Source organism: Microcoleus sp. B6-A1, from assembly GCF_036705085.1.
In the GTDB taxonomy this organism is placed as follows: domain Bacteria; phylum Cyanobacteriota; class Cyanobacteriia; order Cyanobacteriales; family Microcoleaceae; genus Microcoleus.
In genome coordinates, this window is record NZ_JAUBTU010000024.1 from 59,393 (window position 1) to 84,547 (window position 25,155).

Here is a 25,155-nt window from a genome sequence, read left to right on the forward strand (position 1 = left end):
CCTTAGAAACTTCCCAAAATAAAAATTTGTTGATAGTTTTAGTTTCTCAGATGAGAAGACAGACTGCACGAGCTACAATACACTGATTGCTGCGGCAAAGCCTTACAAATTGCTGAGCTACCAATAATATGAGATTACCTATTTATATTTGATCTTTCTGCCTTTAGCATAGCTGGCTTTTGCCGAAATGACCGAAAAATGAGACGCAAGCCCCTGGCTTCAGCCACGGGGATAAGTCGGTAGCGGTTTTAACCGCATTGAAATTGAATATGTGGTATAAAAGAAGCAGCAAGTAAGAATAACCATCTGCGTGTTGAAACAACAAGCGTGCGGTGAAATCCCGGCAACGGACATATCCGACTTGATTCGGAATAGTTAAAGGGCAAACAAAAGGCAGGTTGTTGAGCGTACCTATCTGGCATTAGTGGTGGACTCCGAAAGCACAAAAGCTAAAAGTATACGCAAAGTTGGGATTTGTCTAAGCTGAGTGGGTAGAGGCGGTTTGATTTCGCCTTTGAAAGTTCAAATACGAACTCTTCAAGAATCCCCGTCCCTTTAGGGATCGGGAGTATCAAGGCTACCCGGAACCGCCCGATAGAGTTTGGCCGTTTTCCTCCGATCGATTAAAAGCTTGCCGGTGCGGAAACAGCGTCCCCAACAGCCGATTGATGTGAGCTTGACCGTACAGAATAGTTGGCGTTTCCCCTGGTTGGGGCGGCTCTGCGGCGGTGGATTCCGGCGGGTCTGGGGCAGTCTCCGGCGCAGTTTGAGGGGGTGTTTGGGCGGGTTGTGGCGGCTCGATCCGCTCGATCGGTCGATCGACTGGTGGCGTAGTGGCTTCGGGGGTTTCTGGTGATGTTGGCGCTGCTGTTGGCGCTGCTGTTGGCGCTGCTGCTGTTGGTTCTGGGGCGACTTGGCGGCTGGTATCTCCCATTAGAGAACCTGCTGGCATAATTTGCATTTTGTCGATACAAGGATTGATTAGGGTCGTCGCGGCGCCAATACAGGCATTTTCCCCGATCGTTCCCGCACCTACCACCAGCACCCCTGCACCCAGAATAACGCCCGCCGCGATTTCCAGAGTACCTTCACGGGCGTGAAGGATAACTCCCATACCGATACAGGCACCGGCGGCGATCGAGATCCGGCTTCCGGGCTCTGCTTGCAGGATTGCTCCAGGGGCGATCGCCGCACCCTCATGAACAACTACATCGCCACTCATCAAAATCTGAGAGTTGCTACTTAATTGCAGGGGCGATAAATACATTCGACTTCACCATGAAAGGAGCTATTTTTTTCGATAAAACGACTTTAAATTATGGGTTTTCTCGACTGATAAATTTAACCATGTCAATCTAAGAAACGATAATTTACTAATACTGAGAAGCTTGATGCTTTAACGTTTTATAGAAACTTTCCGAAGATTCTAGATTTTGACCAACATTTCTCATTCGAGCTTTTTAACTATCTCAAATCCAACTTCAATCCGCTGGGGTTTCTCCCGTTGGCCCCAACGCGAGGGCTTAACGGGAGAAACAAGCTAATTACCTAGCAAATTAAGGTCGTTGGATAATTTCTTCGAGCACCCGGCGCTTCGCCTTGGAGTCGATGCCCAGCAAGCGGACGTACTCGCCGCTGTGTTCTTTGAGACAGCTTTCGAGGGCAGAAATCACTTCGGCTTCGCGGTTGGATGAGATCGGGGCGCAACTGTTCCAAGAACCGGTGCGGAAACGGCGCGCGTCGGCGTGTTCCGTGCCAATTTTGTAGCCTTGGGAAAGCAGGTTGCGGATTTGGTCGATCGTCTTGCCGGTCAAACTGCCGCTACTGGCCGAACCAGTCGAAGCTGCTTTGTATCCCGATGTTGCTGCCGGCTTAGCCGATTGAGCAACTGGGCCGTCGGGACGCTGAATAATTTCTTCAACCACGCGCCGCTTAGCTTTCGGGTCAATCCCGATCAAGCGCACGTATTCGCCCGGGTACTCGTTCATCACAGCTTCCAAAGCGGCGATCGCCTCAGATTCGTTTTTCACTTGCAGCGAAGCCCCGCTTTGCCAAGAACTGGTGCGGAAGCGGCGCGCGTCGGCGTGTTCCGTGCCAATTTTGTAGCCTTGAGCTAGCAAGCCACGAACCTGAGTCACTGTTTCGGCACTCAATTTTCCGCTTGACACGGAACCGCTATTGTGGTATGAAGCTTGTTGTGCAACTTTACCGTTAGATTGGTGAGTTTTCGCACCGTTAGAACCGTTAGAGCCGTTGTCTCCCGGTCTTTGGACGATTTCTTCTAGTACGCGGCGCTTGGCTTTGGTGTCAATCCCGATCAAGCGGACGTATTCTCCTTGGTGCTCGGCCATGCAAGCTGACAAAGCCGCGATTACTTCTGAGTCACGGGTTGAGGAAATCGGGCCGCAAGTACGCCAAGAACCGGTACGGAAGCGGCGTGCGTCGGCGTGTTCGGCTCCCACGCTGTATCCTTGAGCTAATAAATTGCGGATGCTATCGGCCAGAGTTGAACTCAATTGGGTGCCGGCATGGGTAGAATATTTGGTTTGAGTCATATTGGAGTTTTTAGTTTGCTCGTTGCGAATTGGTGCTAGACAGGCGATGTTCTCAGCGCAGCGATAACCCGTTCTCAGAGCGTCATTGATGCCGATGACATGGGTCGCAAATTCAATGTCAGAATCTTGAACGTCAGGCAAGCGATCGGCTTGCTTTTGATTAGTGATGATGGCTCCCGAAGGTACGTACTTACCGGGGGGAATCTCCACATCTTTAATTAGTACGTGCATCATGACAATGCAGCCGTTGCCCACTCTGGCATTGAACACCGTAGAGCGAAAGCCGATAAAGCAGTCGTCGCCCACGTATGCCGGGCCGTGAATTAAACTCATGTGGGTGAGGGAAGTATTTTTCCCCACCCACACAGAATAGGATTTGTCGTCGTCTCCTGTGACTCGGCCTTGTTCTAGGCCGTGAATCACTACTCCGTCTTGAATATTGCTTCGTTCTCCGATATAAAACGGAGTGCCTTCATCGGCGCGGATAGATGTCCCGGGGGCAATCATCACATTAGAACCGATATGCACATCCCCAATAATGTTAGAAAAGGAATGTACGAAGGCGGTGTCGTGAATTTTGGGCTCAGCCAAGTTTTTCGACCAAGGCGTCGGGGGAGCCGCAACATTGCGGACTGCCATAAATTAAGTTCTCCTAAGCTGAAAAATTTTTTTGTTAGTTGTTAGTTGTTAGTTGTTAGTTGTTAGTTATTCTTCCACTAACTGCTAACTGCTAACGGTGGCAACTAGCGGTACGGGTCGTCTTTTTTACTGTAAATGAGGCGGTTTTCTACATTGACAGTATCTATAATGCCTACTACTAGAGCATCGATCGGACGGTTTTCGCTTCCGGGCGCGATCCGGGCTGCGCTGCCTCGGGTTACTAAAACCCATTCATCTATACCAGCGCCCACACAGTCAGCGGCTACCTCATAGCCGGGAACTGGCGAACCTTCCTCATCGATGAATTGCAGCAGTAGAAATTTCGATCCTCTCAGTGTCGGCTCTTTTTGGGTACTGACAACTGTGCCGAGAACTTTGGCCATTTGCATTTTAGGTAATAGGTAATAGGTAATTGGTAATTGTCATTTTTACACTGTCACTTGTCTTTTTTTAATTAGCTCTGTCCTCAGTCCGCTGTCCGCCTTTTAGAGCTTCGTCTAGTAACTAATCACTCATGACTGATGACTGATGACTAATAACCAATATCCCATACCCACCTCAATTAAAAATTAAAAATGCTAAATCAAAAACATCGCGATTTTTAATTTTTAATTACCAAACGCCCCTAACAGCCGTGAAGCGAAGCTATCCCGTAGGGAATCGCCTATCTTATGATCTGTTGAGAGGGCGAATGCCGCTGACGCCTTCACGGAACTGTTCTACAGCTTCGGTGTAGCGAATCGGCAGCACGTACTCTAAGTTTTCGTGAGGGCGGGCGATAATGTGGGTAGACATCACTTGTCCGCCGTTAACGCGCTTCACTGACTCTACTCCGGCTGCGACAGAAGCTTGCACTTCCGAGACATCTCCTCTTACAATGACCGTAACCCGAGCGCTACCGATTTTTTCGTAGCCTACCAAGGTGACGCGGGCTGCTTTGACCATCGCGTCAGCGGCTTCTACCACTGCGGGGAAGCCTAGGGTTTCGATCATGCCAACTGCAATTGCCATTGGTTTTACTCCTGATTGAATATTTGGGGAACTAAACAGTTAATTTTTGACGATCGCACAAATTTTTCTTTAACGAAATTTTTGTGCGCTAAGAACTTAGTAGCCTCGGAACTGTTCTACTGCTTCTGTATATCGAATCGGCAGAACGTATTCTAGGTTTTCGTGGGGGCGAGCGATGATGTGGGTAGAGACGACTTCTCCGCCGTTCACCCGCTTGACGGATTCCACTCCTGCTGCGACTGAGGCTTGGACTTCCGACACGTTGCCGCGCACAATTACGGTGACGCGGGCGCTGCCGATTTTTTCATAGCCCACGAGGGTAACGCGGGCAGCTTTGACCATAGCATCGGCAGCTTCCACCACAGCGGGAAAACCTTTTGTCTCAATCATTCCCACGGCAATTGACATTTTTGAATCTCCTTTGAGGATGAGCGAAATTACCGTTACAAATCTTTGAGAAATCTAAAAATTTGGACGGGGAGGCCCACATTTTTTAGTAAGGCAGTGTAAAGCTTCCTATCCTATAAGAATAGGGGAAGCTGTCCACCTTGACAATATAAACTAACATCATAATGTTTAATAACAAAAATTAAAATTTTTTATGTTACTTAAAATAATTTAATATTTATTTAATAATCTTAATATTAAAGAGGGGTAGATGCCGACGGCGAGGGGGGATTAAAGTAAGTAAGAATACTCATAAAGTAGAGTTCGGTATGTGAAGCCGGAGCTCATCGCGGCCGGGAAACTTGGGGATTCCAAAAGGGGGATCGCGGGGAAATCGGCAAAAAAGGCAGTCTTGACCCATCGGCAGGCATTTTTTTCTTTGAGTGCCTCGTGTGCTCAACCAGTAATTTTGTCTTGAGATAATTATCAGTTTTGATGCTTTAATGTATAGTTAATCTGGAGTGCAAATTATTTTGCCACAACTATACGATCGGGTTTAGTGAAAGTTTTAGGGTCTCGCGCGATCGCCCGCGACTGTTTTTGTATAAAGGCAGCCCGTAATTTGAAGTTTAAGGGATAAATTAAATGACTCAATTTCTCCTCCAAGCCTGTTGGTGGGTACCTTTATATGGCTTGATAGGCGCAATTTTAACTTTGCCGTGGTCTACCGGCACCATTCGCAGAACAGGGCCGAGACCTGCAGCTTACTTCAATTTGTTAATGACTGTGTTGGCTTTCATACACGGATCAGTTATTTTTACAGCGACTTGGGATCAACCGCCCCAACAGTTGCTCGTGCACTGGGTGCAAGCAGCCGATTTAGATTTGTCTTTTGCAATAGAAATCTCCACCGTCAGCGTGGGAGCAATGGAGTTAGTTAGTGTTCTGAGTTTGCTAGCACAAATTTACGCTCTAGGCTACATGGAAAAAGACTGGGCGCTAGCTCGATTTTTTGGGCTGATGGGTTTTTTTGAAGCGGCAATTAGCGGCATTGCCATTAGCGACTCGCTGCTTCTAACTTACGCTTTGTTGGAAATGCTGACGCTTTCAACTTACTTGCTAGTCGGGTTTTGGTACGCTCAACCGCTGGTAGTAACAGCCGCTAGAGATGCGTTTTTAACCAAGCGTGTAGGAGACGTGCCACTGCTGATGGGAGTAGTGACGCTTTCAACTTTAGCAGGAAGTTTGAATTTTTCCGATTTGGAAATATGGGCTGAAACTGCAACTTTGTCTCCCCTAGTGGCGACTCTTTTAGGTTTGGCTTTAATCTCCGCACCTACGGCCAAGTGCGCTCAATTTCCCTTCCATCTATGGCTCGACGAGGCGATGGAAGGGCCCAACCCGGCTTCGATTATGCGGAATACGGTAGTTGTGGGCGCTGGGGCTTATGTTTTGATTAAACTTCAGCCTGTTTTAGCGCTTTCGCCGATCGCAGATGCGGTGCTGGTGGTTTTGGGTGCGGTGACTGCTGTTGGCGCTTCCTTGGTGGCGATCGCCCAAATCGACATCAAAAGAGCACTATCGCATTCTACCAGCGCATCTTTGGGTTTGGTGTTTATCGCCGTGGGGCTAAATCAAGTTGACATTGCTTTGCTGTTGCTCTTCGCGCACTCGATCGCCAAGGGCCTATTATTCATGAGCGTAGGGTCAATTATTACCACAACTAACACTCAAGATTTAACAGAAATGGGTGGGTTGTGGTCGAAGATGCCTGCTACCACTACGGCTTATTTAGTAGGCGCTGCGGGGATGGTCGCGCTGTTACCTCTGGGCAACTTTTGGGCGATGCGGCGCTGGCTCAACGGTTTTTGGACTTTGCCTTTGTGGCTGGTAATAGTGCTGCTTTTAGTTAACGGTTTGACAGCACTAAATTTAACTCGCATATTCGGTTTAGTGTTTGCTGGAAAACCGCAGCCGAAAACTCGCAGAACTCCAGAAGTTGGTTGGCAGATGGCTTTGCCGATGGTAATTTTGACCGTAATGGGGCTGTTGGTGCCTTGGATGTTGCAGCAGTGGCAACTTTTAATTAGTTGGACTGGCCCTTGGGCGGAAACGGGGGATTTTGATACTTTAAATTTGCTGTTGAAGACTCTGCATCTTCCGCTGTTAATGTTATCTGGGTTGATAGGCGTTGCGGTTGGGGTAGCGATTTATTGGTACGGGGTTTTACCTCGACCGGTACGGCTGCCGGTGCCGGCGTTGCAGGATTTGTTTGCTTACGATTTTTATATCGATCGAGTTTACCGCTTGACTGTCGTTTGGGCTGTGGCTTTTATCTCTAAAATCAGCGCTTGGACTGATAGGTATGTGGTGGACGGGGCGGTGAATTTGTTCGGTTTTGCCACAATTTTCAGCGGTGAAGGGTTGAAGTACAGCGGCACTGGTCAGTCGCAGTTTTATGTGTTGACTATTGCGGGGGGAGTTGCTGTGTTGCTGGGGTTGATTATTTGGCAGTTTTAAACCGCAGAGGTTGGCAGATGAATCTATTCGGGGTTTGTCTGCTTTTTGTCTGATGTTATTTAATTTTAAACCGCAGATGAGGGCGGATGAACGCAGATGAACGCAGATGATTTTATTCTGGGTTTGTCTGCTTTTTTATTTAGTTTTACTCAAAATCGATCGGCCACAATTCTGTCACCGCAACTTCCCAACCGGGCAAAAGTTCGGGAATTGAAATCATGTCGCCGTCTCTCAATACCACTGGCTCTGCTTGGGGAGTGTAAATTGTTACTGTGCGCTTGTCTGGGTCGATTAATATTCCTACTTTTGCTCCGAGTTCGATAAATGATAAAATTTTTTCTCGCAGGGGTTTGAGGCGATCGGACTGAGATTTGATTTCTACAACTAAGTCGGGGACAAGTTCGGCAAAATACCTTTTACTTTGTTTGAGGCGATCGGCTGTCACAAAAGAAACATCGGGGGCTGTAACATTTGAATTGGGGAGAATAAACCCGCCGCTGGACTCAAACACTCGTCCGAGTTTGCGAGGTTTGACCCAGTTACGCAAAAGACTGACTAACTCTGCTCCTATTTCGCTCGATACAATGTCTGATGGGCCCATAATGATAATCTTCCCGTCTACCAGTTCTAATTGGTAGTCTAGATGTGCTTGGCAGAGTATACCTTGCAGTTGTTCCAAGTCGGCAACGGTGAGGCGGGTGGAAGGAGAACCGGATTTAATTTGCAAATCTTCTCGATCTGTAAGACTTGAGGTCATAGGAGGATTCCAGAGACATTTGAATCTATGTTAACAAGAAAATTAGCCGATCGCTTTTTTATGCAGTTGCTTTGCGTTAATGTTAAATATATACCAATCCTTGCAGGAGTCGTAAATTTTTTACCCCACCCCAACCCTCCCCGATGCCTTGGGGAGGGAGTAAGAAATTCACAAATGATTTAGGATTGCTATATCTCTAAAAACTGCGTAACAAAGGAAAGTTTTAATTGATGCTCAGTGCTTTAATCTGGATACCAATGTTGGCCGCTGCCCTGATTGGGCTCTGGCCCGGTTCAGTGAGTTCTAAAATAGTTCGGAATGTCGCGATCGCCATTGCGGGTATAACTTTTATTCTCTCGGTGATTTTGGCATTTCAGTTTGATGCCAGTACCAGTCAGTTGCAGTTTGCGGAATTCATTCCTTGGATAGATGTTTTGGGATTGAATTACAATCTCGGTGTTGATGGTTTGGCTCTGCCTTTGGTAATTTTAAATACTCTGCTGACAGGGGTAGCTATTTACGCTACGGATGAGTCGATCCGCAGACCTCGACTTTATTATTCTTTGATTCTGTTAATTACCGGCGGCGTAACAGGGGCTTTTTTATCTCAAAATTTGCTGCTGTTTTTCCTGTTTTTTGAGGTAGAATTGATTCCGCTTTACCTGCTAATTGCGATTTGGGGAGGCGAGCGCCGGGGTTATGCTGCTACTAAGTTTTTAATCTATACTGCATTTTCGGGAATTGTGCTGCTGGCGGCTTTCTTGGGTACTGGTTGGCTTAGTGGTGCTTCTAGTTTCGATATGGTTGGTGCAGCGGGCGCATCGCATTTGCAAGGAGGATTGCCATTGCCTTTGGTAAGGCAAATTGTTTTGCTGGCAGGGGTGTTGCTGGCTTTTGGAATTAAGATGCCTTTGGTGCCTTTTCATACTTGGCTGCCGGATGCTCACGTAGAAGCTTCGACGCCGGTATCTGTGCTGCTGGCGGGGGTGCTTTTGAAGCTGGGAACTTATGGGATGCTGCGTTTTGGTTTGGGTTTGTTTCCAGATGCGTGGGCGGTGGCGGCACCTTGGTTGGCGAGTTGGGCGGTGGTAAGCGTGCTTTACGGGGCGAGTTGCGCGATCGCCCAAAAAGATATGAAAAAAATTGTAGCTTACAGTTCGATCGCTCACATGGGCTACATTTTGTTAGCTAGCGCCGCAGCTACTCCGATTAGTATGCTGGGAACTGTTTTGCAAATGGTTAGCCACGGTTTAATTTCGGGGCTGCTATTCTTAACCGTCGGCATTGTTTACAAAAAATCCGGCACCCGCAACATCGATGTGCTCAAAGGTTTGTTTAATCCCGATCGCGGTTTGCCGATGATTGGCAGTTTAATGATCCTCGGCGTGATGGCAAGTGCCGGCATTCCGGGTTTGGCTGGATTTATTGCTGAATTTTTGATATTCCGGGGCAGTTTGCCAGTGTTTCCCCTGCAAACTTTGCTCTGCATGATCGGCACTGGTTTAACTTCAGTTTACTTTTTAATTATGGTCAACCGCGCCTTTTTCGGCCGCCTTTCGGATGTGGTGGTAAATTTGCCGCAAGTCCGCTGGCGCGATCGCATTCCTTCGCTGGTTTTAGCAATAATTATTGCAATCATGGGAGTGCAGCCTGGAGTTTTAGTTGCTTTGAGCGAAAAAACTGCGATCGGAATGGTAGCTAATGTGCCACCCCAAGTTAAAGTTATTGCTCAAAACTTGAAATAAAATATGACCTAAGTTTGTAGCATCTGACATCTTGCAGCAATATCAATAAGAGGATTTTTCGTGGGGTCGGGCGGGTTTATATAACCTATTTGCAAGCTTTAAGGCTGTTGGCGAACCCGCCCCTAGGGCTAATTGAGAATGGTGCAAGATATCAGTAGCATCGGACTTTAGTCCTATGGCAGTTTTCAATCCCATAAAATACAGCAGACGGCTGTAGGGACACGGCACTGCCGTGTCCCTACCTATTCCATTCATCAGTGTATCCGTGTTCAAATCCGTGTCGTGCCTTCCTTCAATTAAGGTTAAATAAAAATGAAAAGTACCGTATTAAAACCATCTTCCCATCCCCTATCCGCATACATTGACATCTTGGAATCAGGCCAAGCTTTACTGCCTGAATCTACGGAAAATGTAGTTGAAGTTGTCGGCGTGCTGAAAAGTTATGCTATTGTTTTAGATGCCTATTCTCGCAATCTCAATTATATTGCAGAAGAACAGTTTTTAGTGCTTTTTCCGTTTTTTAAATATTTCAATGGAGAGGTGACGCTGCCGAAATTAATTCGCTATTTGTGGCACGACCGCATTAATTTTGAGTATGCTGAGTATTGCATGAGAACAATGCTTTGGCACGGCGGCGGTGGTTTGGATAGTTATTTGGATTCCCCGGAATTTAGCAGTTTGGTCGAAAAGGCGATCGCTGCTAAATTGAAAGGCAATTTTTTCATGCAGGGACTCAACAAAACCTTTCCTGATTTTTTGCCTGAACAAGTGCGGATGCTGGCTTATTACACCGGTCTCGGTCAGTTTTGGCGGGTAATGAGCGATTTGTTTATCGACTTATCTGATTCCTACGATCGAGGGGAAACTAAGTCTATTTCTGACGTTGTTAATTTTGTTAAAGCCGGTTTAGTAGCAGCCGCCAGTCTGCCAATTACTTACAGCGTCAAAATTCACGGTCAAGTCTACGATATCATTCCTGCCTCGGCTAACTTAACATTTTTACCAGATGTAGCTGTGCCTTATGTAGAGGCTGTTTTCTTTCGGGGCACAGCTTTTTTTGGCACAGTTTCCTACAACGCTCAAGCCCATCAAATCCCGGAAAAACAAAAAGATTTTGCCTACGGGGCTTTGTTTGCTGACCCTTTACCGATTGGAGGTGCTGGGATTCCGCCAACTCAATTGATGCAAGATATGCGCCATTATTTGCCGGAGTATTTGCACGAAGTTTATCGCACTAGCTGTCGCGGTGAAGACGATGTACGGGTGCAAATTTGTCAGAGTTTTCAAAAGTCGATGTTTTGCGTAACGACGGCGACTATTTTGGGTTTAGCACCTCATCCCATGAATACCTCCGATCCAGAGGAAAGAAAGGCTAATCGAGCTTATTTGGAAGGTTGGATGGATCGATTTGGGAATTCTCGCTTGGATTGGGCAAATCAGCCAACTAACAGGGCCTGTCAGTTGTTCCCCGAACGCTAGAAGGGCGACTGGTTTTTAGGGCTCAATGTCTCTCGGAGTTACAACAATATTACCTGGTTTGGCAATTGCTTTCTTTTGGAGGGCGAAAGCTCATCCTGGCATCGTTAATGATCTCATGTCCCGTAAAATAGCCCTTATAAGGCAAGTAGTAAAAACTTCAGTCCACAGACTTTTATGAGGACTGAAGTCCTCACTACGAACCCATTTTATAATGGTTGTTTTAGCGGACATAATATGACATGGTAAACTGTTTGTTTTTGGGTCATTGTGATTGCTTTCATAAGAGATATATCCGCTAACGCTTAGACTGGTAATGACAGGATAAAGCACTTCTTATTTCCGAATTATCTAGATTCGGACGAGAAGACTCAGGCCGTGAGAGTCCGTGCCACAAGTTCCCAGCAAACCATAAGTTTCTGCTAAATCTTTGACTAAAGCAGTTTGTTTGGGGCTTGGTTTCCAAGGATTGGGATTACCGTAAGCATAGTAAATTTCTACACCGTCAATGCCGAAACGGGCTGCTTCTGGGATTAGTTTATCTGCAGTCGATCGATACCGGCAAGGATGTGCTAGAACTGCTAAACCTCCTGCTTCATGAATAGCTTCAATTACCCTGGCTGCTGAATAACAATAAGTGCCTTCAGTGCTTTTACCTCGCAAGTAAGGTTTGAGACTGGGATGTTGCGGATCAAAGGCGTAACCGAGAATGTGTACCTCATTGTTGAGTAATTCGGCATTAATTTCAGCGCCTGTCCAGAGACTAGGTGCTTCACTATTTTTGTCAGGATGGTTTAATTTCCAATTATCCAGCCAAATTTGAGCTTTAACGTAGCCTTCGGTGCTGTGGTGGTCGGTGATAGCTAAGCCCTTGAGGCCGCGGGCTATGGCTTGTTCCATCAATTTCTCTGGCTGCAATCGCCCGTCGGAGTAGACTGTGTGCATATGAAAATTATAGGAACCCGGACAGCTATCGGCATCAATTGTCTGAAAGACTTGTTTGAGTGCTGAGATATTCTGGGCTTCTGGTTTGAGACTAGAACTTGTTGGGGAAGCGAGATTGACAGCCATAAGCGTTATTATAAAAAAAACTAACCTTGTTTAATATATCTAATAAATTGATATGTTGCACCGGTGGCAATAGTCGGCTGTAGGATTGAAACATCTGGCGGATTGTTGCGTTCGGCACAAGATATCAATTCACTCGCACATCTTGCACAATTCTCTATCCAGAATTTTATTGTCGGGTGGGGGTGGGGTTATGAGATTATTGATTTCAGGCAATTATATTTGGTAAAACTCGTCCCGGAGGGTTCATTGACAATGCCACAAGATATCAATTCCTCCCACACATTGCATCATTCTTAACAACAGGCTTTCCGGCCTGTTCCACAAAGACTAAATTTTATTGTGGAGTGGGCATCCTGCCCGCCCTTAAAAGGTTTGTGGAAAATGCCACAAGATATAGCCATCCTAAATTATTTGTGAATTTCTTACTCCCTCCCCTTGATAAGGGGAGGGTTGGGGTGGGGTAAAAAGTTTACGACTCCTGCAAGGATTCCTATATCAATTCAATCGCACTTTAAACCTGCGGCTGCGGCTGTGGGAAATTCGATCGGCACAAATGTAACTCCAAACTGTTCTCTAGAACACGGCACAATATGCGCCACTCGTTTAGGAGGGTTTTTCCGATTTCCAGTCTTCGAGTCAAATTCAATTATACCGGAGGCTCCTTCGGCTTTAAAGTTTGGATCGGCTAAGGTTTTTTGCATTCCTTCGCGGCTTGGTTCCGGCTGCATTTCTAGGGCTTTAATCAGCGTCCGGGCGGCATCGTAGGTTAAAGCCGATCGAGTATTGACCGGGCCTCCCCACAATTTTTCAGCGTTGTGCGGAAATTTTTTGTCAAAACTTATTAACGGATGCCAAAACACAGATATGCCCAGTTTTTCAACAGACTTTAGCTCTTTGGCTACTTCTAACGTTCTCGGCTCGTACAGAGTCCAGGGCCCGACAATCCAATTGCGATCGCCATTAGCTTTAATCATTTCGATCGCATTTTCTAGGGCTGTAGTGACTTGACCGTCGGGAATGACAAGTAAGGCTGTTTTTCCGGCTTTCTCAACTTCTGTGATTGCTGCTTCGGCGTCTAAATTATTTTTAGATAAATCGTAATACTTCCTGATTCTAAAAGTCGAGCCTCCTTTGGCTTCAAATTGCTTTTTGAATTCTTCCCACAAAGAAGCGCTAAACGGACTGTTGGGATTGTAAAATACTGCGGCTTTTTTCTCACCGACCAAGAGCAGTTGATTTACTAAAGCTTCAGCTTCTATGCTAGTTGTCGGAGCCGTCCGAAAGAAAAATTTTCGAGGTTTTCGCGTCAGTTCTTCTGTGGTGCTTCCCGGAGAAATGGCGACGAGTTGATTTCGATTGTAAATATCTACTGTTTCCACAGTCATGTCGCTGGTGTAGTGTCCGATAACTGCTAGAATATCGGGCTGAGCGACCAGATAATTAGCCCTTTGAACGGCGTAGGATTTGATATTGCCATCATCAGCAATGATGACTTTGAGACCTTTTCCTTTAATAGCTTTTGGTTCGAGAAAGCCTTGACCGGGAAAATCTTTATTGTTCTCATTTGCAGCCAGAAGACCTAAATTAACTTCGGTTTGAGCTTGAGCAATGCCACGAAGCAGTTCTTCTGCTAAATTTGCGTTGAGGATGCTGCCGTCCTGATTGCGGCGGATAGGGACAACAATTGCGATCGTATAATATTCTGCATTGATTGCCTTCAGTAAAGCATTGTTGATGTAAATTAAAGTTTCTGGATCTCTGCGGTCTTCCCGCCAGGACTGTTTGAGCAATTTTAAAGCTTCGGGATAATTTGAGTCGGCAAACTCATTGATTCCCCTTTGTTTTGACCACAAGGCGGAGGTTTGCACGAGGAGTTTTTCGCCGGAACTTACACCATCTGCGGAGGGTGTAGCCAGCGTTGGTTGCGGGGAAATTCTGGGGATTAGCGGGGAAATTCTGGGGATTAAAAGTACGATCGCCCCAAAAGCCGCAATTCCCGCAACGCCTAACAGCAGCCAGCGAAAGCCCGATCGCAACTTCCGCGAAGTTTTGGGTACCTGGGGCCCTGGGACGATCGACAAATCCAAGTCTTGCAAAACTTCATCCACAGATTGGTAGCGGTCTTGAAAGTGGAAACGCACCATCTTGGTTAAAATATTTTTAAGCTTGTCGCTAACCGGTTCAGATGTTAAATAATCCCAGACAATTTCACCAGTTTCGGGGTCTTGCGGCAGATTGGTGGGACGCCGCCCGGTGAGGGCTTGAATCGCGATGATTCCTACTGCATAAATATCATTGTAGGGTTGCGGGAGAGACTGTGGCTTGTATTGTTCGGCAGGCATATAACCGCTGGTGCCGATCGCCTGCGATGTGAATATTTCACCTGTAGAGTTAGAGGTAAAAGTGCTGATTTCTTTGACCGCCCCAAAATCTATTAAAACAATTTGTTGATCTGTTTCGCGCCGAATTAAGTTAGAAGGTGTAATATCGCGGTGAATAATTTTTTCTTGGTGAACCGATTTTAATATTTCCAGAACTTCCCGCAACAAAGCAACAGTTTTTTTCTCATTCCACCGATCGCCAGGAGCGAGTTCTTGAATAAGCGGGTGTCCTTTAACGTATTCTTGTACTAAGTAAAAATAATCGTTTTCTTCAAAGCGATCGAATAATTCGGGAATGCGCGAGTTGTTGCCGAGACGGCACAAAGCGCTAGCCTCCCTTTCAAATCGCTGCCTTGCCCTCTCCAAGACGCGCGCATCGTTCGATGGGGGAAAAGGAATTTCCTTAACAACGCACAGAGGATTATTAGGTTTGTTTATTTGTACAGCCGTGTAGGTTCTAGCAAACCCTCCCTCTCCCAACAAAGCGATAATTTCGTAGCTTTCATGCAGGATATGCCCTAAGTTGACACACATAAATTTTCCAACACCTCTTGACAGGCTGCGGCCTTTAATGTTGATTATAAGCTTTTTTGCTGTCAGATACAGCTTAGCAACATATCAAATTCGTCTCTCTGTATATCAAAAAACTATAAGCTGTTGTGCATTTAAAATGCGTGTTTCAGAGGTTGAAACCCAATACTTGCTTAGATAGCCTCGAAAATTTAAATGATGAACAGCTTAACTGTCAGCAATTATACATTACTTTAGTGATGCCGATCGCTAATTATCAATTATCTTTCTGCTAACTTACTGAGTACAAAAGCAGCAAAAAAACCGCAGAGCTAAACCAATGGCAATCAGCCCGGTTAAAGCTAAAGTATTAGGAGCCGATCGCAAAGCTGCTGTTATTACCATAATTCTGCTCTACCCAATTAATCCTCTCCTAAAGCTTTAATGACTTGGTGATACCGTTCTTGGACATCTTTCTGGTCTTGCTCCTGAGAGATTTGTTCGCGGCTACTATTTAAAATCATCTCCGCGTGACGGCGTAAAGCTTCTCGTTGTTTGGAATTGCGGGTGTAAGTGGCGATGCAAGCTATAGCTTCCAATAAGCGAATTGTTACCGCCACATCTGATTTACTGTACTGGCGAATTTGGTTAAATGCAGTATCAACTAACCCTTCAAACGTCACTCGTTCAACAATGACGCGCAAATTATGTTCATCGTCGTAGCGATAGGGGGAGGGAAAATCCCTTTGAGCGAGGCGGGATAATCCGGCGCTGAGTCGATCGATACACCGAATCGCAGTAAACGGATCGTTGATACCAGGAGAAATCGCACGCAAGGCAATTTCAACTAACTGATCGATCGGAAATTCTACATCTTGATATTCAGTCCGTTCTTTGCCCAGAATAAAAGCATCATTAATTTTTTGGTTCAGGCTTTGATTCACCTGTTTTTCCGGGAAAACCATCGCTAAATCGCTGCCCTTGACGATAAACTTTCCCGGTCGAGTTTTAAGACGTACAAGCAGATTGTAATGACGGGCAATTTTCATTAATTCGTTGTCATCGATTGCTTGCAAATAACCCTCGCCAGTGGCTTTGATTGGACTTGCTTCCGAGTCAAAATTTGCAGGAATTTCTCCCACTTGTCGCGATTTTTTCGCCTTACCTTCTCCGATTTTTCCGGGAAACAGACGATCTAGAGCTTTGTCTAAATCGCCACTAACCTGAGTAATTACATGGGACGCTTGAATAATGGTTGATGCGTGATGGATAAAGTAAATCAGTACGCCGATACTGGCAATTGCCAATCCGGTACCAACTGTAACCGAAAGTTGGGGTACAAAGAGACTGTATCCTTCTCCTTCTGCATGAATGGTTCGCAATACGAGTAAACAGTAATTGACACTCCCCTGGCTAAAGCCGAGGGGATTCTTGATTCGCAGAATCGACTTGCCGATGCAGAATTACTTCAACATCGGTAGCGGTCAACTCTCCACAAGCGTTCGGATCTAAGATCCAAGTTCCGACGTGCCCCGCCGTACTCAATCCCCGACTTAGGATGTTTCTACCTGCGTTGTGATCGCGATCTAACACACATCCACACTGACAAGCGTGAGTTCGCGTTGATAGACTTTTCTTGACAATGGTTCCGCAGCTAGAGCATTCTTGACTCGTCCCGTGGGCTGGCACGGCAATCGTAATCCTTCCGAATACTTTACCGAAATATTCCATCCACACTCGAAACATATACCAAGATGCGTCGTTAATTGATTTAGCTAAGCAGTGATTCTTCACCATATTCTTGATCCTCAAATCTTCATAGACTACACAGTCGTTGGACTGGATAACGCATCTTGCCAACTTCACGGCAAAATCTTTGCGTTGTCTACTTATTTTGAGGTGGCGTTTTCCTAGAATTACCCTAGCTTTTTTTCTATTTTCTGAACCTTTGACTCGCTTTGAAAGCCGCCTTTGAGCTTTCTTTAGTCGGCGCTCTCCTTTGCCCAGAAAACGCGGATTTTCGACGGCAACGCCATTAGAGTCTGTGTAGAACTCTTTGAGCCCCACGTCTAATCCAATAGCATTACCTGTAACTTCAATCTTCTCGGAACGGTCAACTTGAACGCAAAACTGGATGTAGTATCCATCGGCTCGTTTGACTAAGCGTACTCGCTTAATCTGGGTAAGCTGATAAAAATGTAAGTCGCGCGTCCCTTTTAGTTTGAGTTTTCCGATGCCTTTTTTATCGGTAAAAGTGATAGATTTTCGGTCAGTTGCCATCCGCCACCCGGTCGTTTTATATTCGACCGACCGATTGTCTTTCTGAAACTGCGGAAAAGCCTTTTTTCCTGGGATTTTCTTTTTACAGTTGTCGTAGAATCGGGCGATTGCCGACCACGCTCTTTCTGCGCTTGATTGTCGAGCCATGCTGTTGAGTTCATCGCAAAACGTCCATTCTTTAGCTAAAACAGCACTGTACTTATTCAAGTCATACTTGTTGACTTTTTCGTTTTCCATCCAAAAGCGCAATGCTTTGTTACGGATGAACTGCACTGTTCTAATTGCTTCGTCTACAGCCTCAAATTGCTGCTTTTTTCCGTAGGCTTTGAACTCAAAAACTAGCATGACTTCGACCTCATCACGATGTTCCTTATGCTACCAGCATCAGCTTAAGGTCGCCAAAGTTGTTCACAAAGCTTTACATAGTTGCACCCTAGGTCGTAATCCTGAAATCTAATGAAAGATGCTGGGAGGCTACAGCCTCCTTCTCCCTTTCATCCCCGGACTAAAGTCACGGGGTTTTCATGTTCGATTGTTATAAACGTGCCAATGAAAGTGCCAAGCACGATTTGATTGCCCGTATCTTGCATAAAATTACGCAGCAATCGGGGGCCAAAATTTGAACTCGCCAACTGAAGCGCCACAATAGTAATGGAAAAAGCTGTAGCAACAACGCTGACCATTGAACTGGCAACCGATGAGAGAACCGATCGCGCACCATCGGCCCCACCCGTGTAAATCCACCTCCAGTTTGGTATATTACCCGTGCGGTCAAGTGTCAGCATGGCGATCGCCAAAATCATCGACCCCGCAGCCATCAACGTCGGAATAAACCAATAGCTAGAGTGCAGCGAATCCCAAAGTTTGCTTAACTTGACATTTTTCATGAGTTGTGGTGGGGTGGCGATTGTCCGTTGCCGTCTTGTGGCGATCGCACTTCAATGAGTTTTTGCAGAGAACCGCTGATGCTGCGGGGTTTAGGAACTTCGCCATTACCAGCGGGCCATCCTTCGCGTTGACGTTTGCGATCGCCATCCGTCTCTTCGGTTTGGTCGTGAAACAAAATTTGCTGCGTAGGAAAGGGCAAGTCGATGCCATTAGCAGTCAGCTTTTCCTTAATCGCAGAAAGTACCTTGTCGCGCGATCGCAGATCGTCAATTCGTCGCGGCGGAGCAATCCACCATCGAGCGCGGATATTGACGCTACTTCCTGCAAGTTCCATCAGCAACACGTCAGGAGCAGGGTCATTCAAAACCTCATCCACACTGTGCATAGCTTCCATCATTAACTGCTTGGCTCGGTGAATATCATCGCCGTAGCCGATACCAACGTCGTATTCCATCCGGCGTTGATCAAAGGCGGTATTCACAGTAACAGAATTGGTGAACAATTCGGCATTGGGAATTACAATCCGGCGACCATCATAGGTTCGGATTGTTGTAGCGCGAGTTTCAATATTTTCTACCGTTCCCTCAAAGTTTTTAAACACAATCTGGTCATCTATTTGGAACGGTTCCGTCAAAAGAATTAGGATACCAGCTAGGAAGTTTTGTAAGATATCGCGAAAGGCAAAACCAATCGCTACCCCGCTAATTCCTAGCAGTTGCACCAAATCGCCTGCTTTAAATGTGGGAATTACAATCGACAAGGCAATAAACAGACCAACCAAAACAGTAATACCCTGCGCTAACCTTCCCAACACCAGTCCCAAATTTCGGGATTGGCGGTGGTTGCGGGTAAGCCGCCTGACCGCTCTCTTAATTGACCTTCCAACAAAGAAAAAGATTGCAAAAACAAGGAACGCTAGTACCATATTAGGCAGCAGGACAATGAAGTCATTGATCATGCTCTCAATCTTGTCCCAGACTCCAGATATTTCTGCTGTCATAAAAGTTCCTCTTGCATCAGTCGTTATTGATAGTATTAAAATTAGCCATGTCAAACTCTATCTTAAGCCTGTAGATTTCTGTAATGTGAGGCTAATTTAGGACTTACACAGCCACAGTAAATATTGGGGATGGTGCGTTACGCAGAAAGCTAACGCACCAACAATTTTTTTCAAGTGGATATCGCAGCCACATCTTGACCGTTGAGTTTTTGTGCGATCGCATTCAGCACCTTCTGTTCTGCTTCGGAAACCTCTCCGCTACTTTCGGCAATGCGACGGCATTGAGCTAATAGCGGTACTGCAAAGTCGGGGTTAAGTTGCTCTAACAATGCACCCAATGGTTTGGGGGACTTGATGTTAGCAGCAATCCTTTGGAGAGAATCAGCATTTAATTGCAATGCCTTCAATTCTGGCAGAATATCTTCCCAGTTTTTGTTGGGATAACTTGCCAAAATCATGTGAACCATAATTTGATCCATCGCTGCTTGCTGGGCGATCGCAACATCGAGATATTTCTCGCTTTGTTGCTGGATCGCTTGCAGCGTTTCGGTTCCAGGTTCTTCAGTCTCTTCCCTCAGTTTGGCTTCGTAAAACTGGCGCGCCGCATATCCCAGCGCGTACAGCATCGTAGCATTCGTACTCGCACCAATCATCGCGCCAGCCAGCGGTACGTTGCGTAAAAAGCCCAAACCAGCTCTCATTGCGTTGCTACCGCCTAGCGCTAACCCAAAAATTGCCAAAACCTCGCCTTTTCGGGCTGGCTGTTGCAAATCCATCCCATAAGCGGCGGCAATTTCATCTTTCTTCCCCCTTGGAGACTCCCGCTGTACTTGTACCCAGGTCAGCGGCGAGAGGAAAAAATGTTTATGCTGCATACGAGTAACCATCTTTTCGTTGAATAATTGAACAATATTTGTGGCTAATTCCTGACACCAATTCTGATGCGGAAATATTGAATGAACCACTGGTTCTTACGGCCACACGTCCAACGTATGTACCAATTTTTTTACCAGAGGTTACAATCGCTTTGACAATATCTCCCGTTTGAAAACCTTTAACAAACTTAAACCGGGGAACATAGCGAGATGGAAAGCCGAATTTGCCAGTGCGGCACATTTGACCTGTCCCGTGACCAGTTGCTTTGATCGATAGTGGCTTGCTTGTTAAAATCTTCAATGACTCAACCTTTCCGACACAAGCTGCATCTAGCCAATGAGTTTTAGGTAAATTTAATTGAATGCGGTTGAACTTCGTTAAGCCACCACTACCTGTAGAAACAGGCAAGCCAGTTGTACGGAGTCGATTAAATAATGTCCAACGAGTTGAGTTAACGGCTGCTGCGTCTTTTAACGGACGTTTTGCTTGAGATAGAATCCGCTTCAAAATCTCTGGCTTTTTAGACAAGAATTGCTCAATATCTTGAGTACCTTTCTTTTTGTTGCAAGCATCGCAAGCAAGGCAAAGATTAGAAATGCGATTAGCTCCGCCTTTGGCTTTGGGATGAATGTGTTCGACTTGTAGCGGTGTATTAATTACACCACAGTAAGCGCACTTCCTGTCCCATTTGTTTAGCAAGTATTCACGGATATCGTAGCCCCATAAAACGCCTTGCTGGTATTCAATCCCAGAAATCTCTGGGTTTTCTAATTGCTGTAAGTCAAATCGCACAAGCTCTTGAGCGACAGAAGCAATGGGGGCTAGTTTCATCAATCTAGTCACCCATGTCAGTGTTGTTTCGACACGATGTTGCAAACTTGGTGCCAGCCACCCTTTCGGGCGAGTCCTGTTTAAGAATCTGGCCCGACGATAGCGAGTATGGCGATTCCTCCTGCCTCTACGCAATGAACGGCGAGATTCCAGACTGGCTTTAATAGCTTGTCCTCGGTGTGTTAGCTCTGCACCAAAGATTACGTTTTGTCCTTGTATTAAGGCAATTCCAGTAGTTCGAGAGCCAGGATCTATTTTGAGAGTGATTGGTTTTTGCGGTACTGTTACCTCTACTTTCAAAATTAGCGTGAATGGATACCTTTTAAAAACAGCGGCATTGCCATTAGTTAGCAATTTACGTGCCAATCCTGGGCGGATTGGATTGAGCGGTCGTTTTTTGGTATCAAGTACAAAAACAAAATTAGACATTTAAGTCCTCCCTTACGGGGTAATGTTTGCTGCGTCAATGTTTAAGGTCGGTAACTATCTTAAAAGCACTGGCTTAACCCTTACACCTGTTTAACTTTTAAGTTCTAGAGCAGAAAACTAGCACGCATTTTCTGGTAGGTACTTGAACGCTTACCTTAAACGTAGTGGGCGAACCACTTAGACTGGTCAACTCGGCAATTTCTGTGCCCGCGCTGTCTCGGTACTCCGAGCAGCGCCGGGTGATTGACCTTCTCCAAGAAAGGATGAATCATCATCACAATGGTATAAAATCTTTCGACTCGCTCCTGTGCTTGTTGAATTTTCAGGTTTCATCATCGCTAATCAAGCATAAACGCGAGGTTTGCGAGCGCCAAGAGCTGCACCAATCATTGCCGCTGCCAAACTCAGCAAAGAGCCAAGTAGAAATGACCAAGTAGCTTTAGCTGTATTACCAGCTACATCGCGAACTTGATTTGGGTCTACATTCGGCGCTTGATTGGGTATATTAACGCCGCCCTGTTGTTGTACTTGATTGGCAATTTCTCCAGCATTAGCAGCGGCAGCGCCAACAGCACCCGATATCCCGCTTCCTAATAACCAAGCACTAAGTGCTAATGTAGCTCCCCAAAGAATTGCTGCATTCAAAAATGCTGTTTTCTTGGTCATCGGGCCGCAGCTTTGAGCCATCACCCAACCGCCCAAAAATAGGGAAATCAGCAAACTGATAATCGACCAAATTACGACCCCAATACCAACGGAACCTGCATCCGCCCCTGTTGCACCTGCGGTTAATCCGATCGCCATTGCCAAAGCGCTTAAAATTAGTTGAGTGCCCAGAGCGATCGCAATTCCTGCCAAAATTGGCCCCCACCTCACTTGATCGTGGTAATCCACCAGCGGATTGACGATTGTAGGATCAGTGAGTGGACTGCCCGATCGATCTGGATAAGTCATAAAAGATTAACCCCTGCGTTAAGTCATTTTTTTTCTTGAAGGTAATTTAATTTTACTTAATCATCATTACCAGAATATCTACCGATGGGCATAATATTTTTAACTTAAAAATTCTAAATATCAAAAGTAGTAACTTCGCTCATAAAATGGAAATTTCCTTTAAAAAAAAACCAGCAGCTCGTTTATAGATGCCCTTAACTTTGTAGGATATCCCCTAGTTAAGGTGATCATAAAACCTAATAAATCCTTGTGAGAGTTGCTGGCAGAAACGTTGTAGGTTGGCTCCACCCAACCTACGAATCATTAGATAAATTTATCCCCTTGAGTACAGGAAATATAAATTCATCTACCTAAAGATAGAAAAATATAAAAAAATCTCGCTATCTTGATGATTTTCAATTTGCTGAATCATTCATAAGAAGGAAGTATTAGAACTGATATCTATCTAAAGTAGGTACACAAGTGGATGTAGATAGTACAGGAAACAACAATGTTACTTTACAAAATTGAGGATTTTAATCCCAACTACCGCCAAGCAGCTTTTGATGGCGACGATATCAAAGGGGCGGAGGTGTATGCCGGAAATACCGATGATAAAATGGGCACGATCGATACTGTGCTAGTAGATGAGACAGGACGTTTCCGCTATTTTGTGGTAGAGACTGGTTCTTGGATTTTTGGCAAAAAAGTTTTACTTCCCATCGCTCTTTGTCGCGTTGATGTTAATGGGCGGCGCGTTTACGCTACAGGTTTGCAGAGTAAAGACCAAGTAGAAAAACTACCCAGGTATGAGCATGGGACAGCAGTTGATTACGATTATGAAGAACAAGTGCGGGGTATTTATCGTACTTCAACAGTAGAAGCGTCTGTACCAGTAGAAGCCTCATTACCTTTAGAAGGGCCTGTTCCAGTTTCGAGAACGCATTCAGTCTCGCCTCAAACTCGTAATGCTGCTTATGACCGGGATACCTACACTTACGAGCGAGAGCCCGAATTGTATCAGATGAACGAACAGGATCATCAAAAACTCAAACTGTACGAAGAACGATTAGTTGCAGATAAAACCCGTCGCAAAACAGGCGAGGTAATAATTGGCAAACAAGTTGAAACCAAAACGGTACAACTGGAAGTTCCTGTAGAAAAAGAGCGAGTTGTGATTGAGCACACTACTCCTGAATATGCAGGGAGTCGAGTAACTCCAGATACCGCCTTCAAGCAAGAAGAAATGGCACATTTTGAAATCTACGAAGAAAGTGTGGATATCAAAAAGCAAGCGTTTGTGCGCGAGGAAGTGCAAGTCAGAAAAGAAGTTGAGCAAGATACGGTTGAGGCAACGGAAACTCTGCGTCGCGAAGAGTTAGAGGTAAAAACAGAATCGGATTCGGAGCCAAAAAAAAGTAATCCGCTTTAACTCAGCCAAAGAATATCGTTAAAAATGCAAAAATCAGGAGGAAATTTATTATGTCTACTCGCAGGTATTTACCGTCAATCAGCGTAGCCTTTTTAGCTTTAGCCGTTAGTGTCAGTGGCACTGGTTTTGTGCTAAGTTCCCAGCAAGTTGCTGCTCAACAAGCTAAATCAAAATTTCCTGATGTACCGCCGAATTACTGGGCGCGTCCGTTTATTGATTCCTTAGCTGAAAAAGAGATTGTTACCGGATATGTAAACGGAACTTTTAGACCAAAACAGGTTGTGGATCGGGATGAATTTTCGGCGATGATCCACCAAGCTTTTAATCGAGCAAGCATTAGAAAGATACCCAGTGGAAGTTACTTTAAGGATGTGCCTCAAAACTACTGGGCAGCAACTCCGATTAAAGAAGCTTATGAAACGGGATTTATGAATGATTTTCCCGGAAAGGAGTTTCGTCCGAAGCAGCCCTTGACTAAGGCACAAGCATTAGTTGTGTTAATGAGGGGTTTAAATATGGATTACAATCCCCCTGTTGTCAAAACTGATCAAGCGGCTGTAACTGCAGCCAAGCCAACTCCAGTAAATAAACGTCGAATTGCTAGGAACCGTTTGGCATTTCCCCTGGCAGCGACTGTTTTGATGCAGCCGTTATTACCTGTAGTGGCAAGGCAGCAGCCTGCGGCTGCGCCCGCACCTAAACCGGCTAAGGCTGTTCCACCAACAACGACAAAAGCTGCAACTGCGCCTGCTAAAAATTCGGCATTAGATTTTCTCAATTCGTACTATAAAGATGCCGAGAAACTTCCTAAATATGCGGTTGAGCCAGTGGCAGCAGCGACAAAGGCAAAGATAGTGGTCAACTATCCAGATCCCAGAGTTCTTAATCCGAACGAGTTGCTCAGTCGGGGTAGTGCTACTGCCCTAATTCATCAAGCTTTGGTCAATCAAGGTCAGATAGAACCGCTTCCAGACAAGAATACTGCTAAGTACATTCCTAACAGTCCACGTCGCTAGTTCTCCCCTCAAGATTAACTTTTTTACGCCTGGATTCAATTGACTCGAAACCAGCGATAGCCGTAGGCTTCTAAGGGAATAGAGGGCGAGTCAGCATCGAGAGATTCATAGAGCCGATCGCCAAATAAATCGAACAGATGGCTGTATTCGTGAGATTTGGGCGTAGCGGTACAAGGTTTGTCGGCTAGATTGTGGACAGCAATCACCGTCCTGCCTTGCCAGTCGCAGCAGTGGGCTAACACCGAGGGAGAGTCGGTTTCCAGAATTTGCCACTTGCCCCTACCCAACTCAGGACATTGCTTGCGGATGCTGATTGCACGTTCACTCTAGTAATTCTTTTCGCTGTGAATTTTGGCGTGACAGTGTTTACACAACAATATTAAGTCACTCAACTGTT

General features: G+C 45.7%; 22 protein-coding genes. 5 read left to right on the forward strand and 17 right to left on the reverse strand.

The features are described from left to right. Window positions 1-577: 577 nt before the first annotated feature. From QUB11_RS11335 to QUB11_RS11355, 5 genes are all read right to left on the reverse strand, one after another. Window positions 578-1,267: a carbon dioxide concentrating mechanism protein gene (locus QUB11_RS11335; RefSeq protein ID WP_333202723.1), complete on the reverse strand. Its 690-nt coding sequence runs from the start codon at window positions 1,265-1,267 to the stop codon at window positions 578-580. A 289-nt stretch (window positions 1,268-1,556) separates the two neighbouring features. After that, window positions 1,557-3,194 carry a ribulose bisphosphate carboxylase small subunit gene (locus QUB11_RS11340; protein WP_333202725.1) on the reverse strand — a complete coding sequence of 546 codons (1,638 nt, stop codon included), beginning with the start codon at window positions 3,192-3,194 and terminating at the stop codon, window positions 1,557-1,559. 104 nt (window positions 3,195-3,298) lie between these two features. Beyond that, window positions 3,299-3,604, reverse strand: coding sequence for a EutN/CcmL family microcompartment protein (locus QUB11_RS11345; protein WP_172186882.1), 306 nt, complete (start codon window positions 3,602-3,604; stop codon window positions 3,299-3,301). A gap of 280 nt (window positions 3,605-3,884) precedes the next feature. After that, the gene (locus tag QUB11_RS11350; RefSeq protein ID WP_006635058.1) at window positions 3,885-4,226 is read right to left on the reverse strand and encodes a carbon dioxide-concentrating mechanism protein CcmK; all 342 of its coding nucleotides are present in this window, start codon (window positions 4,224-4,226) and stop codon (window positions 3,885-3,887) included. Between the two features lie 96 nt (window positions 4,227-4,322). Then, on the reverse strand, window positions 4,323-4,634 hold the full coding sequence (locus QUB11_RS11355; RefSeq protein WP_006635059.1) for a carbon dioxide-concentrating mechanism protein CcmK: 312 nt from the start codon (window positions 4,632-4,634) through the stop codon (window positions 4,323-4,325). A 624-nt stretch (window positions 4,635-5,258) separates the two neighbouring features. On the opposite strand from QUB11_RS11355, the gene QUB11_RS11360 reads away from it, so the two are divergent. Next, a complete protein-coding gene (locus tag QUB11_RS11360) occupies window positions 5,259-7,133 on the forward strand; it encodes an NAD(P)H-quinone oxidoreductase subunit F (protein ID WP_333390574.1) in 1,875 nt (624 codons plus the stop codon). Between the two features lie 145 nt (window positions 7,134-7,278). Here QUB11_RS11360 and QUB11_RS11365 read toward each other — a convergent pair whose 3' ends face one another. Next, a complete protein-coding gene (locus QUB11_RS11365) occupies window positions 7,279-7,890 on the reverse strand; it encodes a Uma2 family endonuclease (protein ID WP_333390577.1) in 612 nt (203 codons plus the stop codon). 230 nt (window positions 7,891-8,120) lie between these two features. On the opposite strand from QUB11_RS11365, the gene QUB11_RS11370 reads away from it, so the two are divergent. Both QUB11_RS11370 and QUB11_RS11375 read left to right on the forward strand, forming a co-directional pair. Then, window positions 8,121-9,635 (forward strand): NADH-quinone oxidoreductase subunit M, encoded by a 1,515-nt coding sequence (locus QUB11_RS11370; RefSeq protein ID WP_333202769.1) that lies wholly within the window; start codon window positions 8,121-8,123, stop codon window positions 9,633-9,635. A gap of 312 nt (window positions 9,636-9,947) precedes the next feature. Continuing rightward, window positions 9,948-11,114, forward strand: a complete 1,167-nt coding sequence (locus QUB11_RS11375; protein WP_333202731.1) for a CO2 hydration protein — start codon at window positions 9,948-9,950, stop codon at window positions 11,112-11,114. Window positions 11,115-11,462: 348 nt separating this feature from the next. On the opposite strand, the gene QUB11_RS11380 is transcribed toward QUB11_RS11375, so the two are convergent. The 9 genes from QUB11_RS11380 to QUB11_RS11420 form a co-directional block, all read right to left on the reverse strand. Continuing rightward, complete coding sequence (locus QUB11_RS11380) at window positions 11,463-12,182, reverse strand: PHP domain-containing protein (protein ID WP_333390581.1); 720 nt, start codon at window positions 12,180-12,182, stop codon at window positions 11,463-11,465. Window positions 12,183-12,682: 500 nt separating this feature from the next. After that, window positions 12,683-15,097, reverse strand: a complete 2,415-nt coding sequence (locus QUB11_RS11385; protein WP_333202735.1) for a bifunctional serine/threonine-protein kinase/ABC transporter substrate-binding protein — start codon at window positions 15,095-15,097, stop codon at window positions 12,683-12,685. A 398-nt stretch (window positions 15,098-15,495) separates the two neighbouring features. Beyond that, window positions 15,496-16,455, reverse strand: coding sequence for a DUF2254 domain-containing protein (locus QUB11_RS11390; protein WP_333202737.1), 960 nt, complete (start codon window positions 16,453-16,455; stop codon window positions 15,496-15,498). Between the two features lie 31 nt (window positions 16,456-16,486). Continuing rightward, on the reverse strand, window positions 16,487-17,698 hold the full coding sequence (locus tag QUB11_RS11395; protein ID WP_333202739.1) for a transposase: 1,212 nt from the start codon (window positions 17,696-17,698) through the stop codon (window positions 16,487-16,489). A gap of 149 nt (window positions 17,699-17,847) precedes the next feature. Further along, the gene (locus QUB11_RS11400; protein WP_333202742.1) at window positions 17,848-18,240 is read right to left on the reverse strand and encodes a DUF2254 family protein; all 393 of its coding nucleotides are present in this window, start codon (window positions 18,238-18,240) and stop codon (window positions 17,848-17,850) included. Next, complete coding sequence (locus QUB11_RS11405; RefSeq protein ID WP_333202744.1) at window positions 18,237-19,241, reverse strand: mechanosensitive ion channel family protein; 1,005 nt, start codon at window positions 19,239-19,241, stop codon at window positions 18,237-18,239. Before QUB11_RS11405 ends, QUB11_RS11400 begins: the two co-directional genes overlap by 4 nt. Window positions 19,242-19,411: 170 nt before the next feature. Next, window positions 19,412-20,116, reverse strand: a complete 705-nt coding sequence (locus tag QUB11_RS11410) for a hypothetical protein (protein ID WP_333256704.1) — start codon at window positions 20,114-20,116, stop codon at window positions 19,412-19,414. Continuing rightward, the gene (iscB, locus tag QUB11_RS11415; RefSeq protein ID WP_333390585.1) at window positions 20,106-21,377 is read right to left on the reverse strand and encodes an RNA-guided endonuclease IscB; all 1,272 of its coding nucleotides are present in this window, start codon (window positions 21,375-21,377) and stop codon (window positions 20,106-20,108) included. The genes QUB11_RS11410 and iscB overlap by 11 nt, the downstream gene beginning before the upstream one ends. Window positions 21,378-21,719: 342 nt before the next feature. Then, on the reverse strand, window positions 21,720-22,331 hold the full coding sequence (locus QUB11_RS11420; protein WP_333202751.1) for a hypothetical protein: 612 nt from the start codon (window positions 22,329-22,331) through the stop codon (window positions 21,720-21,722). A 490-nt stretch (window positions 22,332-22,821) separates the two neighbouring features. On the opposite strand from QUB11_RS11420, the gene QUB11_RS11425 reads away from it, so the two are divergent. Together QUB11_RS11425 and QUB11_RS11430 are read left to right on the forward strand one after the other, a co-directional pair. Beyond that, the gene (locus QUB11_RS11425) at window positions 22,822-23,742 is read left to right on the forward strand and encodes a DUF2382 domain-containing protein (RefSeq protein ID WP_333202753.1); all 921 of its coding nucleotides are present in this window, start codon (window positions 22,822-22,824) and stop codon (window positions 23,740-23,742) included. Window positions 23,743-23,792: 50 nt separating this feature from the next. Beyond that, window positions 23,793-24,758 (forward strand): S-layer homology domain-containing protein, encoded by a 966-nt coding sequence (locus QUB11_RS11430; protein WP_333202755.1) that lies wholly within the window; start codon window positions 23,793-23,795, stop codon window positions 24,756-24,758. 35 nt (window positions 24,759-24,793) lie between these two features. Here QUB11_RS11430 and QUB11_RS11435 read toward each other — a convergent pair whose 3' ends face one another. Both QUB11_RS11435 and QUB11_RS31265 read right to left on the reverse strand, forming a co-directional pair. Then, window positions 24,794-25,045, reverse strand: a complete 252-nt coding sequence (locus QUB11_RS11435; RefSeq protein ID WP_333202757.1) for an alpha-glucosidase C-terminal domain-containing protein — start codon at window positions 25,043-25,045, stop codon at window positions 24,794-24,796. Window positions 25,046-25,084: 39 nt separating this feature from the next. Further along, window positions 25,085-25,150 carry a hypothetical protein gene (locus QUB11_RS31265; protein ID WP_445300850.1) on the reverse strand — a complete coding sequence of 22 codons (66 nt, stop codon included), beginning with the start codon at window positions 25,148-25,150 and terminating at the stop codon, window positions 25,085-25,087. Between the last annotated feature and the right edge of the window lie 5 nt (window positions 25,151-25,155).